This window comes from Phenylobacterium sp. (assembly GCF_016124325.1).
Lineage (GTDB): Bacteria > Pseudomonadota > Alphaproteobacteria > Caulobacterales > Caulobacteraceae > Phenylobacterium.
Genome location: NZ_WGNY01000010.1, coordinates 37,421 through 58,243 on the forward strand (window position 1 = coordinate 37,421; position 20,823 = coordinate 58,243).

Consider the following 20,823-nt stretch of genomic DNA (forward strand, 5'->3'; position numbering starts at 1 on the left):
CGGAGACTAGCCCCTTAGCCTCGGCGCCACCAGCCTCTCCGCGGAGTGGGCGCCGGCCCCGAAATCTCGCTCGGATCCGGGGCGGCGGGCGGCGCTTCAGCCGGCGGCGGGGTCGAGGCCACCACCTCCAGCACGGGCGGCTCCGGCGCGGCCGGCGCCTCGGCCACAGGCTCCGGCGCGGGAGCCTCCTCGGCCGCGGCCTTCTTGGCGCGCGAACGCCGGGGCTTGGCCGGCTTCGGGGCCTCGGCGACCGTTTCCGGCTGGGCCTCGGGTTCCGGCTCGGGCGCAGGCTCGGCTTCGATCTGCGGCTCGGGCGCGACGGCTTCCGCGGCGACGGCCACATCGGCCTTGCCGCGGGAGCGGCTGCGGCTGCGGCGGGCGCGCTTGGGCTTCTCCTCCGGCGCGGGCAGCTCCACCCACACGTCCTCGTCCTCGCCGGACGCGGCGGCGGGCGCGGGCGAAGAGGCCGGCTCGTGCGCGGGGGCGGGGGCCTGGGCGGGCGCCCGGGCCTCGGTCGCGATCGGCTTCAGATCCTCGGCCGGGTCGTACCAGACGAACGGGTCGTCGCCGTAGGGCACCCACGGCCGCACCCACGAGAAGGCGTCGGCGGGGCGCTGATCGTCGCGCATCCGGCGTCCGCCACGCCGGCCGCGCCGACGGCGGCGGCCTTCGCGCTCTTCCTCCGTCTCGCTGCGGGCGGGCTGGGCCTCGCGTTCGCGTTCGCGTTCGCGCGGCTCGTCGCCACGGCGTCCGCGACGGCGGCGGCGTCCGCGGCGGCCGCCCTCTTCGCTCTCTTCGCGGCGGGTGGCTCGGACATGGGCCTGGTCGTCGTCGGTGTCCTCGGCCTCCAGCGCGGCTTCGTCCTCCTCGTCCTCCTCGGCTTCGTCCTCGAAGGTCTCGTCGAACGCCTCGTCGTCGGCGGGCTCGTAGGCCTGGACCGGCGCGCTCGGCGGCGGGGCGTGATCGGCCCGCGTCTCCATCGAGGTCCGCTCGATCGCATGGTCGGCGTGCGCCATCTCGTCGTCGATCAGCACCGTGACGAACAGGCTGAACGCCTGGTGCAGTCGGGCGAGGTGGCCGCGCTTCTCGTTCAGGATGTAGAGGCCGACGGCTCGCGGCACGCGCAGCGTGGCTTCGCCGCCGCCCTTGAGCGCCTCGATCTCCATCGCCCGCAGGGCCGCCAGCGCGCTCGATTCGACCGAGCGCACCCGGCCGGTCCCGCCGCAGTGCTCGCAGACGTGGGTGGTGCCCTCAAGCACGCCCGTGCGGCGGCGCTGACGGCTGATCTCCATGAGGCCGAAGGCGCTGATCTTGCCCATCTGTACGCGGGCGCGGTCGTCCTTCAGGCAGTCCTTCAGCTTCTTCTCGACGGCGCGGTTGTTCTTCGCCTCGTCCATGTCGATGAAGTCGATGACGATCAGGCCGGCCAGGTCGCGCAGGCGGAGCTGGCGGCTGGCCTCCTCGGCGGCCTCCAGGTTGGTCTTCAGCGCCGTGGCCTCGATGTTGCGCTCGCGCGTGGCGCGGCCCGAGTTCACGTCGATGGCGACCAGCGCCTCGGTCTGGTTGATCACCAGGTAGCCGCCCGAGCGCAGGGGCACGACGGGCGAATAGATCTGCGTCAGGTGGTCTTCGACCCGATGCTTGACGAACAGCGGCGTCGGCTCGCGATACGCCTGCACCTTCTTGGCCTGGCTCGGCATCAGCATGCGCATGAAGTCGCGCGCTTCCTTGTAGCCGGCCTCGCCCTCGACCCAGACCTCGTCGATGTCCTTGTCGTAGAGGTCGCGGATGGTGCGCTTCACCAGGTCCTCTTCCTCGTAGATGAGGGCCGGCGCGATCGAGTGAAGCGTGGTCTCGCGGATGTTCTCCCAGAGACGCAGCAGGTAGTCGTAGTCGCGCTTGATCTCGGCCTTGGTGCGCTTGGCGCCGGCCGTGCGCACGATCAGCCCCATGCCCTGCGGCACGTCGAGGCTGGTGACGATGCTCTTCAGCCGCTTGCGGTCGGTGGCGGTGGTGATCTTGCGGCTGATCCCGCCGCCACGGGCGGTGTTGGGCATCAGGACGCCATAGCGGCCGGCCAGCGACAGGTAGGTGGTGAGCGCCGCGCCCTTGTTGCCGCGTTCTTCCTTCACGACCTGCACCAGCATGATCTGCCGGCGGCGGATCACTTCCTGGATCTTGTAGCGACGCATCAGCCGGCGGCGGCGGCGCGCCAGCTCCTCTTCCATGACGTCGTCTTCGTCGTCCGAGCCGGCGAGGTCGACCTCGTCCTCGTCCTCGGGGTTGCGCGCCTTGGGCTCGGGGCGCTCGTCGTCGTGCTCCTCGGCCTCCTCGCGCAGCAGCGCCTCCCGGTCGGCGACCGGGATCTGGTAGTAGTCGGGGTGAATCTCGTTGAAGGCCAGGAAGCCATGGCGGTTGCCGCCATATTCGACGAAAGCCGCCTGCAGCGACGGCTCAACGCGCGTCACCTTGGCGAGATAGATATTTCCTCGAAGCTGCTTGCGGTTCTGGCTCTCGAAATCGAACTCTTCAACGCGATTTCCGTCGACAACCACCACACGCGTCTCTTCCGCGTGGGCGGCGTCGATCAACATCGTCTTGGGCATTAGTCTCTCCGCGGCGCGCAGGGGCGAAGGACGCCCGGCGCTGCCGGCAATGGGGATGAACGCGCGCGTGACCCGCGGGCACGCCGGATCCGGCGTCTCGGGGGGCCATGGGGCCAATTGAGGCTCGAGCTGCGCAGCTCATCGGGTGTGTTCCTAGGCGCGTCCTTGTCGGGGCGCGGATCGGATAAGGCGTCGTCGCCGAAAACTTCGGGCCAAACCGACGCCGGTTGGGTTTGTCGCGCTCAGGTCGGGCCCGGAGCGGGCGCGGCGGTCTGGCGCGCGCGGACTTTGCAACAGCGCACGACAAAAGGAAAGCGGCGGGTTCGCCTTAAGATCGCAGGCGGCAATCTCCCGTTAACCCTTTGTCCACGGGCGTTGCGACTATATGGGGTGGGGGTTCGCGTGGGGCGAATCCGTTTGTTTTCGGGGCATTGTGATGCTCGGTGGGCTGAAGGGGGCGTTGGGACGGAGCCGGGGGCGTATCGCCGCCGCCTGCGCCGCTGCGCTCGCCGCGGGCCTGGCCGTGGTGGCCGTCGGCCACGCCGCCACCGAGTCCGTCGACATCATGCAGGTCCGCATGGGCGGGGACGCCGCCGAGACGCGCACGGTGCTCGACCTGGACGGCGCGGTGAGCGCCAAGCTGGTTTCCGACGGCTCCACGGACGGCCGCGTGGTCGTGATGCTGCCCAATGTCGCGGTCGAACGCGCCCGGCAGGGCGCGGGCCGCGGACTGGTCAAGGCCTGGCTGGTCGATCAGGTCAAGGGCGGCGCCCGGCTGCAGATCGAGCTGGCGGGCGACGCGAAGGTGAAGCGCCGCTTCCTGCTCCCGCCCGCCGACGGGATCGCCAACTACCGCTATGTGATCGACGTGGCCGCTGCGCCGAAGGCCGGCAAGGCGGGCCAGCCCGAGATCCGCGGCCAGCTCCGGGCCGAAAAGGCGCCGCCGCTGCCGCTCAAGAAGGTGGTGGTCGTCGACGCGGGCCATGGCGGCAAGGACGTGGGCGCCCAGGGCGCCAAGGGCTTCGAGAAGGACGTCAACCTGGCCGCCGCGCTCTCGCTGGCCGACCAGCTGCGCGCGACGGGCCGCTACAAGGTGGTGCTGACCCGCTCCACCGACGTCTACATTCCCCTGGAAGACCGTGTGCGCGTCGCCCAGCGGGCCGGCGCGGACCTGTTCATCTCGCTGCACTCCGACAGCGCCGCCGAGCCCGACCTCAAGGGCGCCAGCGTCTACACCCTGTCCGACCAGGCCTCGCAGCGCGCGGCCCGTTTCGTGGACCGAGACGACTGGTTCATGAAGGCCAGCCTGACCGGGGACCAGGGCGTGCGCGACATCCTGTTCGACCTGACCCAGCGGGCCACGCGCAACCGCTCGGCGATCTTCGCCCAGACCCTGGTTTCCGACATCGAGGGGGTCGCCCCGCTGCTGCGCCGCAGCCATCGCGACGCCGGCTTCATGGTGCTGCTGGCGCCGGACGTCCCGGCCGTGCTGCTGGAGATGGGCTTCGTCTCCAACCCCGACGACGAGGCGCGCCTGCGCGACGCCGCCGCGCGCGACCAGCTGATGGGCGCGGTGGCCAAGGCGATCGACGAGCACTTCGACGACCAGATGAAGGTCGCGGCCCGCTGACGCGCCACGGCCCGCGGGCGTTGGCGCCCGCGCCGACACAGGCTAGACGACCCTCTTGGAACCGGCCCGGTCCGGGAGGCGAGTCTCAAGTTGAATCCCCAAGCCAGGACAGCAGGGGCCCGGCCCGGGCGTTGGCTCATCCTGGCCGGCGTGATCCTCTTCACCTTCGTCGCGGCTTCGGCCGTGGCCCTGGGGGTCTATGCGGCCTGGCTGTTCCACGATCTGCCCGACGCGGGCGATCTGGCCGACTACCATCCGCCGACGGCGACGCGCGCCTACGCCTGGGACGGCACGCTGATCGGGGAGTTCTCCCGCGAGCGGCGCATCTTCGTGCCCTACGACGCCATTCCGGCCCAGACGGCCCAGGCCTTCATGGCCGCCGAGGATCACAACTTCTTCCATCACGCCGGCCTCGACTTCGGCGGCATGAGCCGCGCCCTGGTGAAGGACGTGGTCAACATCGCCCAGGGCCGGCGGCTGGAGAGCGGCTCGACCATCACCCAGCAGGTGGCCAAGAACATCCTGCTGACCAACGATCCCACGATCGCGCGCAAGCTGAAGGAAGCGATCCTCGCCTCGCAGCTTGAGCAGTCGCTGTCGAAGGAGCGGATCCTCGAGCTCTATCTGAACGAGATCTGGCTGGGGTACCGCTCGTACGGCGTCGGCGCGGCCGCCTACAACTACTTCGGCAAGTCGGTGAGCGACCTCTCCCTGGCGGAGAGCGCCTATCTGGCGTCCCTGCCGAAGGGCCCCGACAACTACCACCCGATCCGCCGCAAGGCCGCCGCCATCGCCCGCCGCAACTGGGTGCTCGACCAGATGGCCGAGCTGGGCTGGGTCACCCGCGCCGAGGCCGAGTCCGCCAAGAAGCAGGACCTCGTGGTCCAGCCCGCGCCCACCCGGGCCCAGTACCGCGACGCCGACTACTTCGTCGAAGAGGTGCGCCGCATCGCGCTGAACATGAAGGAGCTGGGCGACGAGCGGTTGAACGCGGGCGGCTATTACGTGCGCACGACGCTCGATCCCAAGCTCCAGACCGCCGCGCGTCTGGCGCTGATGAACGGCCTGGAGACCTACGACCGCCGCCACGGCTGGCGCGGGGCCTGGGGCAAGGTCGAGACCCTGGACGGCTGGGAGACGGTCGCCAAGAAGCGGGCCCGCCCGGCCGAACGCCGCACCTGGCGCCAGGCCGTCGTCACCAGCGTGGCGGGGGGTGTCGTCGAGGTTCGCACCGTCGAGGGCAAGACCGGCGCCCTGGCCAAGGAGGACGTCGCCTGGGCCCGCGCCGGCAAGGGCATCGGCACGGGCGATCTCGTCTTCGTCGCGCCCGACGACAAGGGATCGGGCTTCCGCCTCAAGCAGATCCCCATCGTCAACGGCGCCATGGTGGCGATGGAGCCGTATTCGGGGCGCGTGCTGGCGATGGTGGGCGGCTATTCGTTCTCCCTGTCGAGCTTCAACCGCGCCGTCCAGGCCGAGCGCCAGCCCGGGTCGTCGTTCAAGCCGATCGTCTACGCCGCGGCGCTGGAGAGCGGGGCCTATACGCCGGCGACCACGGTCCTCGACGCGCCGATCACCCTGGTCGGAGCGGGGGGCAAGGATTGGACGCCGGAGAACTACGAGCACGACTACTTCGGACTGCTCACCCTGCGCAAAGGCCTGGAACTGTCGCGCAACACCATGACGGTGCGCATCGCTCAGGGGGTCGGCATGACGAAGATCGCCGCCCTCGCCGAGAAGCTGGGCGTGACCAAGCACATGGATCATGTGCTCGCCATGGCGCTGGGGGCAGGGGAGACCACGACCTATCGGATGGCCGCCGCCTATTCGAGCTTCGTCAACGGCGGGCGGCTGGTGAGGCCCCACCTGATCGAGCTGGTCGAGGACCGCAACGGCAAGGCCATCTACCGCGCCGACCCGCGCGACTGCGACCGCTGCGACGCGGGCTTCTCCGGCGGCGAGAGCCCGCGCATCCCGGTCACCGGCGAGCAGGTGATGGACCCGATCACGGCCTACCAGATCACCTCGATGCTCGAAGGCGTCGTTCAGCGGGGCACGGCGGCGGCGGCGTCGTCGCTGGGCCGGCCCCTCGGCGGCAAGACCGGCACCACCAACGACTACCGCTCGGCTTGGTTCATGGGCTTCTCGCCGCACATGGTGGTGGGGGTCTACGTGGGCTTCGACGACAACCGCAGCCTGGGCCACGGCGAGACCGGCAGCCGGGCCGCCGTGCCGATCTTCATCGACTTCATGGGTCAGGCCCTGAAGGACAAGCCGATCGAGAATTTCAAGGCGCCCGCCAACGCCAAGTTCGCGACGGTCCGCGGCATCGTGGAGGCCTTCCGGCCGGGCACCGAGCCCAGCCTCAACGACGAAGGCCTTGGCGCGGCGGGCTCGCTGACCGGCCCGCAGCCCTACGACCAGGTGTTCGGCAACGGCCTGACCGGCGCGCCGAACGCGGCCGCCGCGGCGGCGCCCCCGCCGCCGCCCAAGAAGAAGGACGACCTGTCCGACCTGTTCTGAGAGCGGGTTGTCACGCGCCCGGGGGCGGGATAGACCCGCCGCCCTTACGATTGGAGTGGGTCCATGAGATTGGATGTCGAGGCCGCCAAGGCCGACATCGAGCAGTCGGTCGAACTGCTCAGGAGGCGTCTTTGACTGGGAGCCTGCGCTCCGAAAGCTCGATGAGCTGAACGCCCGCGTCGAGGACCCGACGCTCTGGAACGACCCCGACGAGGCCCAGGCGGTCTCCCGCGATCGTTCGCGCCTTGCGGCCCAGATCGAGGCGGTGCAGGCGCTGGAGCGCGATCTGGCCGACGCGGTGGGCTATGCCGAACTGGCCGACGAGGAGGGCGACGAGGCCAGCCTTGACGAGGCCCGCGCCCAGCTCAAGGACATCAAGGATCGCGCCGCGCGCGCCGAACTGGAAGCCCTGCTTTCGGGCGAGGCGGACGGCAACGACGCCTACCTTGAGATCAACTCCGGCGCCGGCGGCACCGAGTCCAACGACTGGGCGGGCATGCTGCTGCGCATGTATTCGCGCTGGGCCGGCGCCCACGGCATGACCGTGGAGGTGATCGAGGAGACGCCCGGCGAACAGGCCGGCGTGAAGTCGGTGACGCTGCAGGTCAAGGGGACCAACGCCTATGGCTGGCTGAAGAGCGAGGGCGGCGTCCATCGCCTGGTCCGCATCAGCCCCTTCGACTCCAGCGCGCGGCGGCACACCAGCTTCGCCTCGGTGTGGGTCTATCCCGTCGTCGACGACAACATCGAGATCGAGATCAATCCGTCCGACGTGCGGACCGACACCTATCGCGCCTCGGGCGCCGGCGGCCAGCACATCAACAAGACCGACTCGGCCGTTCGCCTGACCCACATCCCGACGGGTATCGCGGTGGCCTGCCAGACCCAGCGGTCGCAGCACCAGAACCGCGAGCAGGCCTGGAAGATGCTGCGCGCGCGGCTCTACGAGCTGGAGCTGGAGAAGCGCGAGGCGGCCCAGGCGGCGATCGAGGACCAGAAGACCGACATCGGCTGGGGCCACCAGATCCGCAGCTACGTCCTGCAGCCGTATCAGATGGTCAAGGACCTGCGCACCGACGTGGAGACGTCCGACACGCAAGGCGTCCTCGACGGCGACCTCGACGCCTTCATGGGCGCGGCCCTGGCCCAGAAGGTGGGCGCGACGCGGGAGTAGCTACTCCGCGGCGACGCTGAGCGAGGCGGGCGCTTCCAGCGCCGGGGCGGCGGCGTTGGGCGCCAACACCAGGCTGCGGCCCTCGAAATGGGCGCCGGCGTCGATCGCCAGTTCGGCGTGGCTGATGTCGCCCACGACGTGGGCGGTGGCGCACAGGCGAACCAGCCGCGCGGAAACCGTTCCCGAGATCCGTCCGCGCACCTCGACGCTCTCGGCCTGGATCGTGCCGGTCACCGCGCCGGTCTCGCCGATGGTGAGGCGTCCGACGGTGATGTCTCCCTCGACGGCGCCGTCGAGGTGCAGGTCGCCGGTCGTGGCGAAATCGCCGCGGATGGTCACGCCTTCGGCGACGAGGGACGCGACGGCCGTCCTGCGCGGCGCGGCGGCGGGTTCGGCGGTCGCCTGGCCTTTAGTCGGCGTCTTGGAGAACATACTGCCCGGCCTTCAGGAAGCGGCCCGGGTTCTGGGCCCGACCGTTCACCCATACCTCATAGTGCAGATGGGTCCCAGTCGAACGACCCGTGGAGCCCATCGCGGCGATCCTTTGCCCAACGGCTACGCGTTGGCCGGGCCGGACGAGTATCTTGGAGAGGTGGGCGTAGCGGGTCTTGAGGCCCTGGCCATGGTCGATCTCGACCACATTGCCGTAGCCGGAGCGCACGCCGGTGAACGACACCACGCCGGGGCCGGTGGAATAGATCGGGGTGGCGTAGCCGCCGGTGAAATCCAGGCCGGCGTGATAGGCCGGCCGGTGCGTGAAGGGGTCGAGGCGGACGCCGAAGCCGCTGCTGCGCTGAGTGTGCCGGGTCGGCTGGCCGAGCGGCAGGTCGTCCAGCGCCTCCGACAGCGCGTGGGTGTCGGCGACATCCTGCGCGGCGCGCTGGATACGCATGGCGAAATCGTCGTCCACGTCCAGCACCGCCGCCAGCGCGCGCGGATCCTTCGATTCGATCAGCGGGCCGCCCAGCGCGCCGCCGCGGTCGACGAACGACGACGGCGGCAGCCCGGCCATGCGGAACGCCAGCCGAAGGCGATCGGCCCGGCTCTTGGCGAAGGCGTCGGCGGCCTCGAGGAGCTGTTCCTGGCCGATCCGCACCATCTCCACGCGCCGTCTCGGCGAGGCGTTGGTGTTGTGCGCCAGGGCGCGGTTGATGGCCGGCGTCAGCGCATCGCGCGCGCCGGGCTCGTCCTTCAGGTCGGTGAGCAGGAGGGCCAGCGCCGCGTGGCGCTTCTCGATGGCCGCGGCCGAGTCGACCGTGGCGCCCGAGGCGGCGCTCAGCCGGGCCATGGCGCTGTCGAGGCGCGCCTGGCGGTCGGCCACGTAGCGTTCCGACTGCGACTTGATCCGGGCGATCTCGCGGTCGGCCGCCGAGGCGGAGAGGAGGTTCACCAGCATGGCCGCGGTCGCGACGCCCATCCACAGCGCGCAGCCGGCCACGCCGGCGGCCATCATCATCTGGCGTCTGGTGGTGAGCAGGAACCCCTTCATGGAGCCGCCCGAGCGCACGTAGAGGTGCCGTTCCGGAAAAAGGCCCTCGATTGTGCGGTAGAGCCGCGCCAGTCGTTCCATGCCTACGCCGTCCCCAACCCCACGGACACGGCGATATGCGATGAGTTTTTCATCACAGGCAACCCGTTGGCGGCCGATTTTAATCCTGAGGCGACGACTGGTCGCACGGTTAACATCGATTACCGGCGAAACCGGGATTTCACGCGCTCCTGGCCGCCTCCAGGACGGCCTGGGCGTGGCCCGCCACCTTCACTTTGCGCCAGATGCGTCTGATCTGGCCGTCCTTTATCAGGAAGGTCGAACGGTCGATCCCCATGTACTTGCGGCCATACAGGCTCTTCTCGACCCACGAGCCGTAGCGCTCGATCACCGCGCCCTCCGGGTCCGAGCCCAGCGGGATGGTCAGATCGTACTTGGCGGCGAACTTCTGGTGCTTGGCGATGGTGTCTTTCGACACGCCGATGACCGTCACGCCGGCCTTGGCGAAGTCGCCGGCCAGCGCCGTGAACTCCTGGGCCTCCTTGGTGCAGCCCGAGGTGTCGTCCTTCGGATAGAAGTAGAGCACCAGGGTCTTGCCCTTGAAGTCGGCCAGCTTCACCGGCCCGTCCGCCGTCTCCAGTTCGAAATCCGGCGCCGCGGCGCCTTCGGTCACGTCGGTCATCGTTCAGCTCCAAGATTCCAGGGCCGTCATCCCCGGCCTTGCGCCGGGGACCCAGACACGCAGCGGCCAAGGTACGTCCCCTGACGTGAGCGCGTCCGGGTGGCCGGGACAAGCCCGGCCATGACGCCGTAGGGCTACACCGGCTTCACCAGGACGATCTTCTTCTTGCCCGCGGCCAGCTTCACGACGCCGTCCACGAGGTCGGCCGCCGTCACGGCGCGGTTGGCGTCGGCCTCGGCCTTGTCGTTGACCCGCAGGCCGCCGCCCTGGGCGAGGCGGCGCGCCTCGCCCTTCGACGCGGCGAGGCCGGCGGCCACGGCCAGATCGGCCAGCATGACGCCCGCCTCCAGATCGGCCCGCGCGACCTCATGGGTGGGCAGGTCCGCGGAGAGGCCGCCCAGCTCGAACGCCGCCTGCGCCGCCGCGGCGGCCTTCGCGGCCTCGGCCTCGCCGTGCAGCATCCGCGTCGCCTCGTTGGCCAGCACCTTCTTGGCGTCGTTGATCTCCGCGCCCTGCAGCGCTTCGAGGCGGGCGATCTCGTCCAGCGGCAGGTCGGTGAACAGCTTCAGGAAGCGCCCGACGTCGCCGTCCTCGGTGTTCCGCCAGAACTGCCAGTAGTCGTAGGGGCTGAGCATGTCGGCGTTCAGCCACACCGCGCCCTGGGCGGTCTTGCCCATCTTGGCGCCCGACGAGGTGGAGAGCAGGGGCGTGGTCAGGCCGAACGCGGGCTTCTGGTCCACGCGGCGGATCAGGTCCACGCCGTTGACGATGTTGCCCCACTGGTCTGAGCCGCCCATCTGCAGCACGCAGCCGTAGCGCCGCTCCAGCTCCAGGAAGTCGGTGGCCTGCATCAGCATGTAGTTGAATTCGATGAAGGTGAGCGGCTGCTCGCGCTCAAGCCGCAGCTTCACGCTGTCGAAGGTCAGCATGCGGTTGATCGTGAAGTGGACGCCGTACTCGCGAAGGAAGTCGATGTAGCCCAGCTTGGAGAGCCACTCGTCGTTGTTCACCAGGATGGCGTCTGTCTCGCCGTCGCCGAAGGTCAGGAACTTCGCGAACGCCTGCTTCTGGCTGGCGATGTTGGCCTCGATCTCCTCGGCCGTGCGGAGCTGGCGGGTCTCGTCCTTGCCCGAGGGGTCGCCCACCTTGGTCGTGCCGCCGCCCACGATGACGATCGGCTTGTGGCCGGTCTGCTGCAGGCGACGCAGCATCATGATGGTGATGAGGTTGCCCACGTGCAGGCTGGGCGCGGTGGCGTCGTAGCCGATATAGCCGGTGACCGGGCCCTTGCAGCAGGCCGCGTCCAGCTCCTCCGGATGCGTGACCTGGTGGATGTAGCCGCGCGCCTGCATCGTCTTCAGGAACTCGGACTTGAAGGCGGTCTCGGTCATCGGCGGCGGGGTCTCTTCTCGTGGCGTCGCGGGCTCTAGCACGGGCGCGGCGGCGATTTCGAGGGACATGGCGGGCTCCTTTGCAGATGGGAGCCGGCGATCGTCTGATTTCACGGAGCGCCGGCCGGGGAGGGCAGGCGCGTGGGATCGGTCGCCTGCGTCAGGGCAGGCGGTAATAGCGGCCGGTCTGAAGGCGGCGTCCGATCATGGCGGGCTAGCTAGTCGCTGCGCATCATGGCAGTCAAGCCGGCATGATCGTGCTGGGCTTCATGACCGGGACTTCGTTGGACGCCGTCGACATGGCGGTGCTCGACACCGATGGCGAGGCGATCGCCGGCTTCGGGCCCGCGGGCGAGCGCAAGCTCACGGACGCCACGCGCGACGTGCTGCTGGAGGCGACCCGGCAGGCGCAGGCCTGGACGCGGGGGACGCCGGCCCCGGCGATCTTCGCCCACGCCGCCGAGATGGTGGCCGAGGAGCATTTCGCCGCCGCCGAGGTGTTCCTGGCCGAGAACAAGCTGGCCTGGCCCGACATCGATCTCATCGGCATGCACGGCCAGACGGTGCTCCACGAACGGCCGAAGGATGGCGTTCCCGGCCGCACGGTCCAGCTCGGCGACGCGAGCCTCCTCGCCAAGCTCTCCGGGCGGCCCGTGGCCTACGACTTCCGCACGGCCGATGTGGCGGCGGGCGGCGAGGGCGCCCCGCTGGCGCCCATCTACCACCTGGCCCGCGCCCGGGCGTCGGATCTCGGCCCGCCGCTGGCCGTGCTCAACATCGGCGGCGTGGCCAACGTCACCTTCTGGACCGACATCGGCGAGTTCTCGGCGTTCGACACCGGGCCGGGCAACGGCATGCTCGACCTGCTGGTTCAGGCGCGCGGCGCCGGTCGCTACGACGCCGGCGGCAACTACGCCTCGGTGGGCCGCGTCGACGAGAGTGTCCTGCGCACGCTGCTGGACCATCCCTACTTCAGCGAACCGCCGCCGAAGTCGCTCGACCGCTACGACTTCCCGCTCTCGGCGCTCGATCCGTTGAAGCTGGAGGACGCCGCCGCCATTCTGGTCGCCTTCACCGCCGGGGCGGTGAAGCTGGCGTTCGAGCAGCTGGGCCAGGCGCCCGGGCAGGTGATCGTCACCGGCGGCGGCCGCCACAATCCCGAGATCATGAAGGCGCTGGGCGCGCGCCTTGCCGTGCCCGTGAAGACGGCGGAGGACATGGGCTGGCGCGGCGACTCCATCGAAGCCGAGGCCTTCGCCTATCTCGCCGCCCGCACGTTCCGCGGCCTGCCCATCTCGTTCCCGAGGACGACCGGGGTCCCGAAGCCCATGACCGGCGGCCGGATCGTGGAACCCTAGGGGGCCTTCCGCGACGTCCCCCTTGCGGGTCAAACGATCGTTCGGCACGCTGAACGCCGATAACCGATAAGGGGAGGCGACCGTGGCCGACGACAAGCCCGAGATCATGGGGGCCGACGAACTGGGCTTCGATCCCGAGACCCTGCGGGCCAAGTACCGCGCCGAGCGCGACCGCCGCGTCCGGACCGACGGCAACGAGCAGTACGTCGAGATGACGGGCCAGTTCGCCCACTATCTCGAAGACCCCTACGTCGAGCCTGGGTTCACCCGCGAGCCGCTCACCGACGACACCGAGGTCGTCATCATCGGCGGGGGCTTCGGCGGCCTGCTGGCCGGGGCGCGCCTGCGCGAGGCCGGCGTCGAGGACATCCGGATCATCGAGAAGGGCGGCGACTTCGGCGGCACCTGGTACTGGAACCGCTATCCCGGCGCGGCCTGCGACATCGAAAGCTACGTCTACCTGCCCCTGCTGGAGGAGGTCGGCTTCATGCCGGCCCGCAAGTACTCCCGCGCGCCGGAAATCCTGCAGCACAGCCGCAACATCGCCGAGAAGTTCGACCTCTACCGCAACGTCTGCTTCCAGACGGAAGTGAAGGCCCTGCGCTGGGACGAGGACGCCGCGCGCTGGATCATCGAGACCAACCGCGGCGACGCCATGCGGGCGAAGTTCGTGATCATGGCCAACGGCCCGCTGCACCGGCCCAAGCTGCCCGGCATTCCCGGCGTCGAGGGCTTCAAGCGCCACAGCTTCCACACCAGCCGGTGGGACTACGAATACACGGGCGGCACGTCCGACGGCGGCCTCACCGGCCTGAAGGACAAGCGCGTGGGGATCATCGGCACCGGCGCGACGGCCGTGCAGTGCGTGCCGCATCTCGGCGAATGGGCCAAGGAACTCTATGTGTTCCAGCGCACGCCTTCGTCGATCGACGTGCGGAACGACCACCTCACCGATCCGAAGTGGGCCCAATCGCTCCAGCCCGGCTGGCAGCAGTACCGGATGGACAACTTCAACACCCTCGTCTCGGGCGGCTTCGCCGAGGAGGATCTGGTCAACGACGGCTGGACCGACATCATCGGCAACATTCTGCTCCTGGCCCGGCGCAAGGCCGAGGCCGGCGAGGCGGTCGAGAATCCGGCCGAGCTGATGCAGCTCGCCGACTTCAAGAAGATGGAGCAGGTGCGCGCCCGCGTGGACCACGAGGTGCGCGATCCGGCCACGGCCGCCGCGCTCAAGCCCTGGTACAACCAGTTCTGCAAGCGGCCCTGCTTCCACGACGAGTATCTGGCGACCTTCAACCGCCCCAACGTCCATCTGATCGACACCCAGGGGCATGGGGTGGAGCGGATCACCGAAACCGGCGTCGTGGCGAACGGCGTGGAATACGAGCTGGACTGCCTGATCTACGCCACCGGGTTCGAGGTCGGCACCGACTACGCCCGCCGCGCGGGCTACGAGACCTACGGGCGCGGCGGCCAGAGCCTGTCCGACAAGTGGAAGTCCGGCATGGAGACCTTCCACGGCTTCCACGTCCGGGGCTTCCCCAACTGCTTTGTGGTGTCGGTGGGCCAGTCGGGCTTCTCCGCCAACTTCCCCCACATGCTGAACGAGCAGGCCAAGCACCTGGGCTACATCGTCCGCAACGCCCTGGATCGCCAGGCGCGCACCGTCGAGGCGTCCGCGGAGGCCGAGTCGGCGTGGGTCGACACGATCTGCAAGCTCGCCCTGCTGCGCGAGGCGTTCCTCAAGGAATGCACGCCCGGCTACTACAACAACGAGGGCCGCCCTCAGGAGATGAGCAAGAAGAACTCCTCCTACGGCGCCGGGCCGGTGGCGTTCGCGAAGGTGCTGGAGGACTGGCGCGCCGAGGGCTCCATGAAGGGGCTCGAAATCACGCCCTGAGGGGGCGGTCCCGGGCCCTGCACGCCTTCTGCACGGGAACCGGATGGACGGGCGACCGCCTCTCCGTTGACGCCAGGCGCGAAGCCCGGAACATGGCCGCCATGGCCCAGGTGCTCGTCGTCGACGACGATCCGCATATCCGTCAGCTGCTCGTCTTCGCGTTGGAGAAGGCGGGGCTGTCGGCCCGCGAAGCCGACGACGGCGAGGCGGCGCTCGCCGCCGTGGCCGACGCCGCGCCGGACCTCGTGATCCTCGACATCAACATGCCCAAGCTGGACGGGCTGGAGGTCTGCCGCCGCCTGCGCGCCCAGGGCGACCTGCCGATCCTGTTCCTGTCGTCGCGCGACGACGAGATCGACCGGGTCCTCGGCATCGAACTGGGCGGCGACGACTATGTCGTCAAGCCGTTCAGCCCGCGGGAGGTGACCGCGCGCGTCCAGGCCATCCTGCGCCGCGCCAGGGTCCCGGCGGCGCGGCCGGAGGCGCCGGCGGTGCTGGCCCACGGCCGCCTGACACTGGATCCCGAGAGCTGGACCGCCCGCTTCGGCAAGGCCGAGGTGCAGCTCACGGTCACCGAGTTCGGTATCCTGCGCATCCTGATGGGCGCTCCGGCCCGCGTCTTCACCCGCGACGCGATCATCGACCGCCTTCACGGGCCGGGCTTCGCCATCACCGACCGCACCATCGACAGCCATGTGCGCAACCTGCGCGGCAAGTTCGCCGCCGTGGGCGGCCACGACGTCGTCGAGACCCGCGCCGGGGTCGGATACCGGCTCGGGCCGTGCCTGGGCGCGTGATCGAGGCCTTCAAGGACTGGGTCGGGAGTTGGTGGCCCAGGCTGCGCCTGCGCGCCATCCTCTTCACCGTCCTGCTCTTCGCCGCCGCCATGCCGGCGATCGGGGCGGTGTCGCTGCGGGTCTACGAGAACACCCTGGTGCGGCAGACCGAAGCCGAGCTGGTCGCCCAGGGCGCGGCGCTCGTGGCCGTGGCGGCCGTCAACTGGCCCGGCGCGCCTCCGCATGTCCCGCGGCCGGAGAAGCCGCCCGAGGGCTACTACCGCCCCGAGTTCACCACCATCGACCTCAGCCGCGATCCGGTGCTGCCCGAGCGCCCCACGCCGCCGCCGTCCGGACGGGCGGCCGACCCTGCCGCGCGCGCCGTGGCGCTGGAAATGCAGCCGGTCGTGGAGCGCACGCTCCAGACGACGCTGGCCTCGGTGCTGATGCTCGACCGGAACGGGATCGTCGTGGCGGGGCCGGTCGAGGGTGTCGACTATTCGGCCCTGCCCGAGGTCCGCGCCGCGCTGGCCGGCCGGCCCGAGACGGTGCTGCGCGCCAACGGCGACTATCGGCCACGCTATCGGTTCGAGTGGCTGTCGAAGGCGTCGGGCCTGCGGCTGCACCACGCCCGGCCGATCGTGGTCAGCGGCAAGGTGGAGGGGGTGCTCCTGCTTTCCCGCTCGCCGCGGGCGCTGTTCCGCGGGGTCTACGAGGACAGAGGCAAGCTTGCTCTCGCCGCGGTGATCATCCTGGGCGTGCTGGTGGTGCTGTCGGGCCTGGTGTCGCGGGGCGTGACGCAGCCGATCGAAAAGCTGAGCGCCGCCTCGCGCGCGGTCGCAGCCGGCGGAGGCGAGATCCCCCGCACGCCGCGCACCGCCGCCGTCGAGATCCGCGACCTCTACGAAGACTTCCGCGCCATGGCCGAACGCATCGAACGGCGCAGCGGCTACCTGCGCGACTTCGCCGCCGCGGTCAGCCACGAGTTCAAGACGCCGCTGGCGGGGATCGGGGGGGCGGTCGAGCTGCTGCAGGACCACTTCGACACCATGTCGGCCGCGGAGCGCCGACGGTTCCTCGACAATATCGCGGGGGATTCCGAGCGGCTGTCGCAACTGGTGACCCGGCTCCTCGACCTCGCGCGCGCCGACATGGCCATGCCCGCGCCGGGCGTGGCGTCCGACCTGTCGGCGCCCGTCCGCGCCGCGGCCGACAGTGAAGCCCGCGACGGCTTTGCGGTGCAGGTGGAGCTTCCGTCCGACGCGTTGCGGGTCGCCGCTCCGGCCGAGACGGTCGAGAAGGTGCTGGTGATCCTGCTCCAGAACGCGCGCCAGGCCGGCGCGAGCCAGGCCCGCGTCTCGGCGGTCGTCGAGGGCGCGGAGGTCCGCATCAGCGTCGCCGATGATGGTCCCGGCGTGGCCGAGGCGGACCGCGATCGCCTGTTCGAGCCCTTCTTCACCAGCCGCCGGGCCGAGGGCGGGGCGGGGCTCGGCCTGCCTATCGCCCGGTCGCTGGCGGCGGCCAGCCACGGGCGCCTGGAGCTGGCGGGCAAGGGACCGGGCGCGATCTTTGTCCTGTCGCTCCCCCGCGCCGGCTGACGCGGCTCTGCACAGCATCTTCATATCGCGGGATCATCGCTCTGCATGCGCCGCGGCGATCCTGCCGCCATGGACGAGCCCAACTCCCCCACGCCCGACGGCCGCCGCCTCCTGCTGGCGCCCGCCGGGGAGGCCTGGTCCTGGCGGCTGACCACGCCTGGCGGCGAAAGCATCGCCGGTCTTGCCCCTGACTGCGCGGCCGCGCGTCGGTCGGCCGCCTTCGCCGTCTTCGTCGTGCAGGCCCTGGAACGCACGCGTCAGCGCTGGTTCTGAGTCCCCAGAATGGGCGCCTCGATCGCCCGGTGCGGCGGGGCGTCGCAGGCATTTCTCGCGGTTTGTTAAATGCTTGGCTTCCAAGCTTTCCAATCGCACGAGCGTGAGAAAGCCCGGAGCCGATGTCGACGCAGAGGCAGAGCCTGACCTTGGACGATCTCCCGATCGCCATGGCGCGTCTCGACGGCCGCCATGTGATCCTGGAGGCGAATACGGCTTTCCGCGCTCTGGCGGGCGCGGGGGGCGAGCCTGTCGGCGCGCGCTTCGCTCATGTGCTCGAAGCGGCCGGCGCCGTCGCCCAGGACGGCGAGTTCGGGAGGGTCTTCCGCATTCGGGTCGACGACGCCGACCGCGTCTTCCGCCTGACGCTCCACGTCCACGGCGAGGACAATCTGGCGATCCTCAGCGACGTGACGGCCGCGCGGGAGGCGGCGGAGCGGCATCGTCCGGCGGCCGATGTGCGCGACCAATTGATGCACGACGCCGAGATCGGGGTCTGGCGATACGATCCCGATATCGACACCTACTATTTCCCGGCTGAGCTCTCGCTGGGCCACGGCGAGATCGGCCGGCCCTTGCCGCGAGAGACCTTGCAGCTGCTGCAGCACCGCGACGACCGCGCCAGCAACGAGGAGATCCGCGAGCGGATCACCCGCGAGGGCGGCACGGCCCAGTCCGAGGTGCGCTACCTCACCGCGACGGGCGAGTGGACCCACCTGCACGTCCACTACCGGGCCGGCAAGCAGCTCCCGTCGGGCCGCTACGAGATGCACGGCGTCAGCCAGAACGTCACGTCCCTGGCCAAGGCCCGGGATGAGGCCCGCGCCAACGCCCGGCGGCTGGGGCTGGCGCTCGCGGCGTCGGGCGCCGGCGTCTTCGAGGTGGACTTTAAGACCGGGCGGCTCTGGCTGTCGCCGGAGGCAGAAGCCCTGGCGGGCGGCGTGGCGATCGACTTCGACGACCCCGTGAGCGTCTTCCACCCCGATGATCATGCGATGGTCTCGGCGCTGGCCGATCGCCCCGCCGGGCATTCCGCCGATCCCGTCGACGCCCGCCTTCTCACGGCGGACGGCTACCGTTGGGTGCGGGTGTGCTTCGAGGTCGAGCACAAGCCCGACGGGACGCGGCGTCGCGGCGTCGGCCTCGTCGTCGACGTCGACGAAGCCAAGCGCCAGGAGATCGCGCTGAGGGAGGCGCGCCGGCTGGCCGAGGAGGCCACCGTGGCCAAGTCGGACTTCCTGGCCTCGGTGAGCCACGAGATCCGAACCCCCATGAACGGCGTGGTGGGGGTGCTCAACCTCTTGAAGCGCGAACGGCTGACGGCCGACGGCGCCCAGCTGCTGGACGAGGCGCTCGGCTGCGCCGAGATGCTGGGCCAGCTCATCAACGACGTGCTGGACTTCAGCAAGATCGAGGCGGGTAAGCTCGCGCTGGCGCCTGCGCCCACCGACCCCGCCGCGATCCTGGACGGCGTGACCCATCTGCTGGCGCCGCAAGCCGAGGCCAAGGGCCTGACGCTTCGCACCGAGGTCGCCGCCGACATCGGGTGGGTCGAGGTGGATCCCGTGCGCCTGCGCCAGTGCCTCTTCAACATCATCGGCAACGCCGTGAAGTTCACGGAGACGGGCGGGGTGGTGGTGCGCGCCTGGGCGGCCGGGAAGGGGCCCGCGCGCCGGCTCCGCTTCGAGGTGGAGGACACGGGCATCGGCGTCTCCGAGGCGGCGCGCGAGCGGTTGTTCCAACGCTTCGAGCAGGCCGAGGCCGGCACGACCCGCCGGTTCGGCGGCACGGGCCTGGGACTGGCCATCTCGCGCCAACTCGTCCGCATGATGGGCGGTGACCTCGACCTCGAAAGCCGCGAGGGCGAGGGCTCGACATTCTGGTTCGAAGTCGCCGCGCCGGCGGCCGCGGCGCCGTCGACCGAGCCGGCCGCGACGGCCGACATCGACGATGCGCCCCTGGCCGGACTCAAGGTCCTCATCGTCGACGACAACCGGGTCAACCGGCTGGTCGGCGTGCGCTCGGTCGAGGCGCTGGGTGCCGGGGCGGAGGCCGTCGAGAGCGGGCCCGAAGCCATCGAAGCCGTGAGCACCGGCGGCTACGATCTCGTGCTCATGGACGTCAACATGCCGGGCATGGACGGGCTGGAGGCCACCCGCCGCATCCGCGGGCTGCCGGCCCCGGCGGGCGAAACGCCGATCCTGGCCCTCACCGCCGACGTGATGCGCCAGCAACGGCAGGCCTATGTGGCCGCAGGTATGAACGGCATGACGCCCAAGCCCTTCTCGCCGGCCCAGCTGCTCGCGGAGATCGCCCGCATCGCCGGCGCCGAGGCCGCCTAGGGCTCAGCCTTCGAGGGTCACGTACATCTCGGCCTCGATCACCCACTGGCCGCTGACCTTGCGCCAGACCGCGAGATAGGTCCCGCTCATGCGGCGGTCAGACCAGAGCCCGGCCCAGCGGCCGCGCTCGGCGGCCCGCAGTCCGGCGGCGTCCAGGTCGACGGCCTCGGTCTCGCGGATGTAGGTCTTGAAGCCCGGCTCGGCGAACTGGCCGGCGAAGGCGGCGATCACCGACTCCGCGCCCAGGATCAGGTCGCCGTCGCCGACGATCAGCTTCACGTCGGGCGCGAAGAAGGGCTTCAGCCGCGCCGCCTCGTGCGCCGCGATCAGCCGGTTGGTCAGCTTGCGCCGTGCGCGGACGGCCTCTTCCGGCGCCGTCACGCCTAGGCCGGCTGGGCCGCCAGGCGCTTGTCGAGATAGGCGCCGACGCGGGACTCCACGTCGGGCAGGTTCTCCATCCAGAAGTGGCTCGCGCCCTCGACGATGTCGTAGTCGATGACGATGCCCTTCTGCGTGCGCAGCTTGGAGACCACGCGCTCGACGTCGATCGGCGGCACCACGGTGTCCGAGCCGCCGTGCAGGATCAGCCCCGAGGCCGGGCAGGGCGCCAGGAACGAGAAGTCGTAGGCGTTGGTCGGCGGCGACACCGAGATGAAGCCGTCCGTCTCGGGGCGCCGCATCAGGAGCTGCATGCCCACCCAGGCGCCGAAGGAGTAGCCCGCCACCCAGCACTGCGAGGCGGCCGGGTTCGTCGACTGCAGCCAGTCCAGCGCGGTCGCCGCATCGGCCAGCTCGCCGATGCCGCCGTCGAACTCGCCCTGGCTGCGGCCCACGCCACGGAAATTGAACCGCAGGACCGAGAAGCCCCGCTTCATGAACAGGTGAAACAGCTGCACCGCGACAGGATTGTTCATCTGCCCGCCCGCCTTGGGGTGCGGGTGCAGGATCAGGGCGACCGGCGCGGTCTCGCTCTTGCCCTGGGAGTAACGGCCCTCGATCCGCCCGGCTGCGCCGGTCAGAACCACCTCTGGCATTCGAACCCTCTCGTCGGCGGAATACTTGACTCCCGCGCTCGGTC

16 protein-coding genes are annotated in these 20,823 nt (G+C 70.3%); 9 read left to right on the forward strand and 7 right to left on the reverse strand.

What is annotated here, in order from left to right; translation table 11 throughout:
• Positions 1-14 precede the first annotated feature (14 nt).
• Complete coding sequence (locus tag GC203_RS04750; RefSeq protein WP_293451867.1) at positions 15-2,606, reverse strand: ribonuclease E/G; 2,592 nt, start codon at positions 2,604-2,606, stop codon at positions 15-17.
• Positions 2,607-3,066: 460 nt separating this feature from the next.
• On the opposite strand from GC203_RS04750, the gene GC203_RS04755 reads away from it, so the two are divergent.
• The 3 genes from GC203_RS04755 to prfB all read left to right on the forward strand — a co-directional run bounded on the left by GC203_RS04755 (position 3,067) and on the right by prfB (position 7,933).
• Complete coding sequence (locus GC203_RS04755) at positions 3,067-4,236, forward strand: N-acetylmuramoyl-L-alanine amidase (protein WP_293451869.1); 1,170 nt, start codon at positions 3,067-3,069, stop codon at positions 4,234-4,236.
• Positions 4,237-4,386: 150 nt separating this feature from the next.
• Positions 4,387-6,759, forward strand: coding sequence for a penicillin-binding protein 1A (locus GC203_RS04760; protein ID WP_366501452.1), 2,373 nt, complete (start codon positions 4,387-4,389; stop codon positions 6,757-6,759).
• A gap of 63 nt (positions 6,760-6,822) precedes the next feature.
• Positions 6,823-7,933, forward strand: a protein-coding gene (prfB, locus tag GC203_RS04765) for a peptide chain release factor 2 (protein WP_293451871.1) whose coding sequence is annotated in 2 segments (ribosomal slippage) — positions 6,823-6,891 and positions 6,893-7,933 — 1,110 coding nt in all. Because the reading frame shifts where the segments join, the coding sequence is not laid out codon by codon here.
• On the opposite strand, the gene GC203_RS04770 is transcribed toward prfB, so the two are convergent.
• The 4 genes from GC203_RS04770 to tyrS form a co-directional block, all read right to left on the reverse strand.
• A complete protein-coding gene (locus GC203_RS04770) occupies positions 7,934-8,365 on the reverse strand; it encodes a polymer-forming cytoskeletal protein (RefSeq protein WP_293451873.1) in 432 nt (143 codons plus the stop codon). It abuts the gene before it with no gap.
• Positions 8,343-9,503, reverse strand: a complete 1,161-nt coding sequence (locus tag GC203_RS04775; RefSeq protein WP_293451875.1) for a M23 family metallopeptidase — start codon at positions 9,501-9,503, stop codon at positions 8,343-8,345. Before GC203_RS04775 ends, GC203_RS04770 begins: the two co-directional genes overlap by 23 nt.
• A gap of 139 nt (positions 9,504-9,642) precedes the next feature.
• Positions 9,643-10,104: a peroxiredoxin gene (locus tag GC203_RS04780; protein WP_293451876.1), complete on the reverse strand. Its 462-nt coding sequence runs from the start codon at positions 10,102-10,104 to the stop codon at positions 9,643-9,645.
• A 134-nt stretch (positions 10,105-10,238) separates the two neighbouring features.
• Positions 10,239-11,495, reverse strand: a complete 1,257-nt coding sequence (gene tyrS / locus GC203_RS04785; protein ID WP_293451962.1) for a tyrosine--tRNA ligase — start codon at positions 11,493-11,495, stop codon at positions 10,239-10,241.
• A gap of 251 nt (positions 11,496-11,746) precedes the next feature.
• On the opposite strand from tyrS, the gene GC203_RS04790 reads away from it, so the two are divergent.
• From GC203_RS04790 to GC203_RS04815, 6 genes are all read left to right on the forward strand, one after another.
• A complete protein-coding gene (locus GC203_RS04790; RefSeq protein ID WP_293451878.1) occupies positions 11,747-12,853 on the forward strand; it encodes an anhydro-N-acetylmuramic acid kinase in 1,107 nt (368 codons plus the stop codon).
• Positions 12,854-12,935: 82 nt separating this feature from the next.
• A complete protein-coding gene (locus tag GC203_RS04795) occupies positions 12,936-14,756 on the forward strand; it encodes an NAD(P)/FAD-dependent oxidoreductase (protein WP_293451880.1) in 1,821 nt (606 codons plus the stop codon).
• 92 nt (positions 14,757-14,848) lie between these two features.
• Positions 14,849-15,553, forward strand: coding sequence for a response regulator transcription factor (locus GC203_RS04800; protein ID WP_293451882.1), 705 nt, complete (start codon positions 14,849-14,851; stop codon positions 15,551-15,553).
• Positions 15,538-17,130: a HAMP domain-containing sensor histidine kinase gene (locus tag GC203_RS04805; RefSeq protein WP_293451884.1), complete on the forward strand. Its 1,593-nt coding sequence runs from the start codon at positions 15,538-15,540 to the stop codon at positions 17,128-17,130. Before GC203_RS04800 ends, GC203_RS04805 begins: the two co-directional genes overlap by 16 nt.
• Before the next feature lie 69 nt (positions 17,131-17,199).
• Positions 17,200-17,403 carry a hypothetical protein gene (locus tag GC203_RS04810; RefSeq protein WP_293451886.1) on the forward strand — a complete coding sequence of 68 codons (204 nt, stop codon included), beginning with the start codon at positions 17,200-17,202 and terminating at the stop codon, positions 17,401-17,403.
• A gap of 122 nt (positions 17,404-17,525) precedes the next feature.
• Entirely contained in the window at positions 17,526-19,745 is a 2,220-nt protein-coding gene (locus GC203_RS04815; protein WP_293451888.1) for a PAS domain-containing hybrid sensor histidine kinase/response regulator, read from the forward strand.
• A 3-nt stretch (positions 19,746-19,748) separates the two neighbouring features.
• On the opposite strand, the gene GC203_RS04820 is transcribed toward GC203_RS04815, so the two are convergent.
• Together GC203_RS04820 and GC203_RS04825 are read right to left on the reverse strand one after the other, a co-directional pair.
• Positions 19,749-20,126 carry a nuclear transport factor 2 family protein gene (locus tag GC203_RS04820; protein WP_293451890.1) on the reverse strand — a complete coding sequence of 126 codons (378 nt, stop codon included), beginning with the start codon at positions 20,124-20,126 and terminating at the stop codon, positions 19,749-19,751.
• A 2-nt stretch (positions 20,127-20,128) separates the two neighbouring features.
• Positions 20,129-20,779 (reverse strand): alpha/beta hydrolase, encoded by a 651-nt coding sequence (locus GC203_RS04825; protein ID WP_293451891.1) that lies wholly within the window; start codon positions 20,777-20,779, stop codon positions 20,129-20,131.
• Positions 20,780-20,823: the final 44 nt, after the last annotated feature.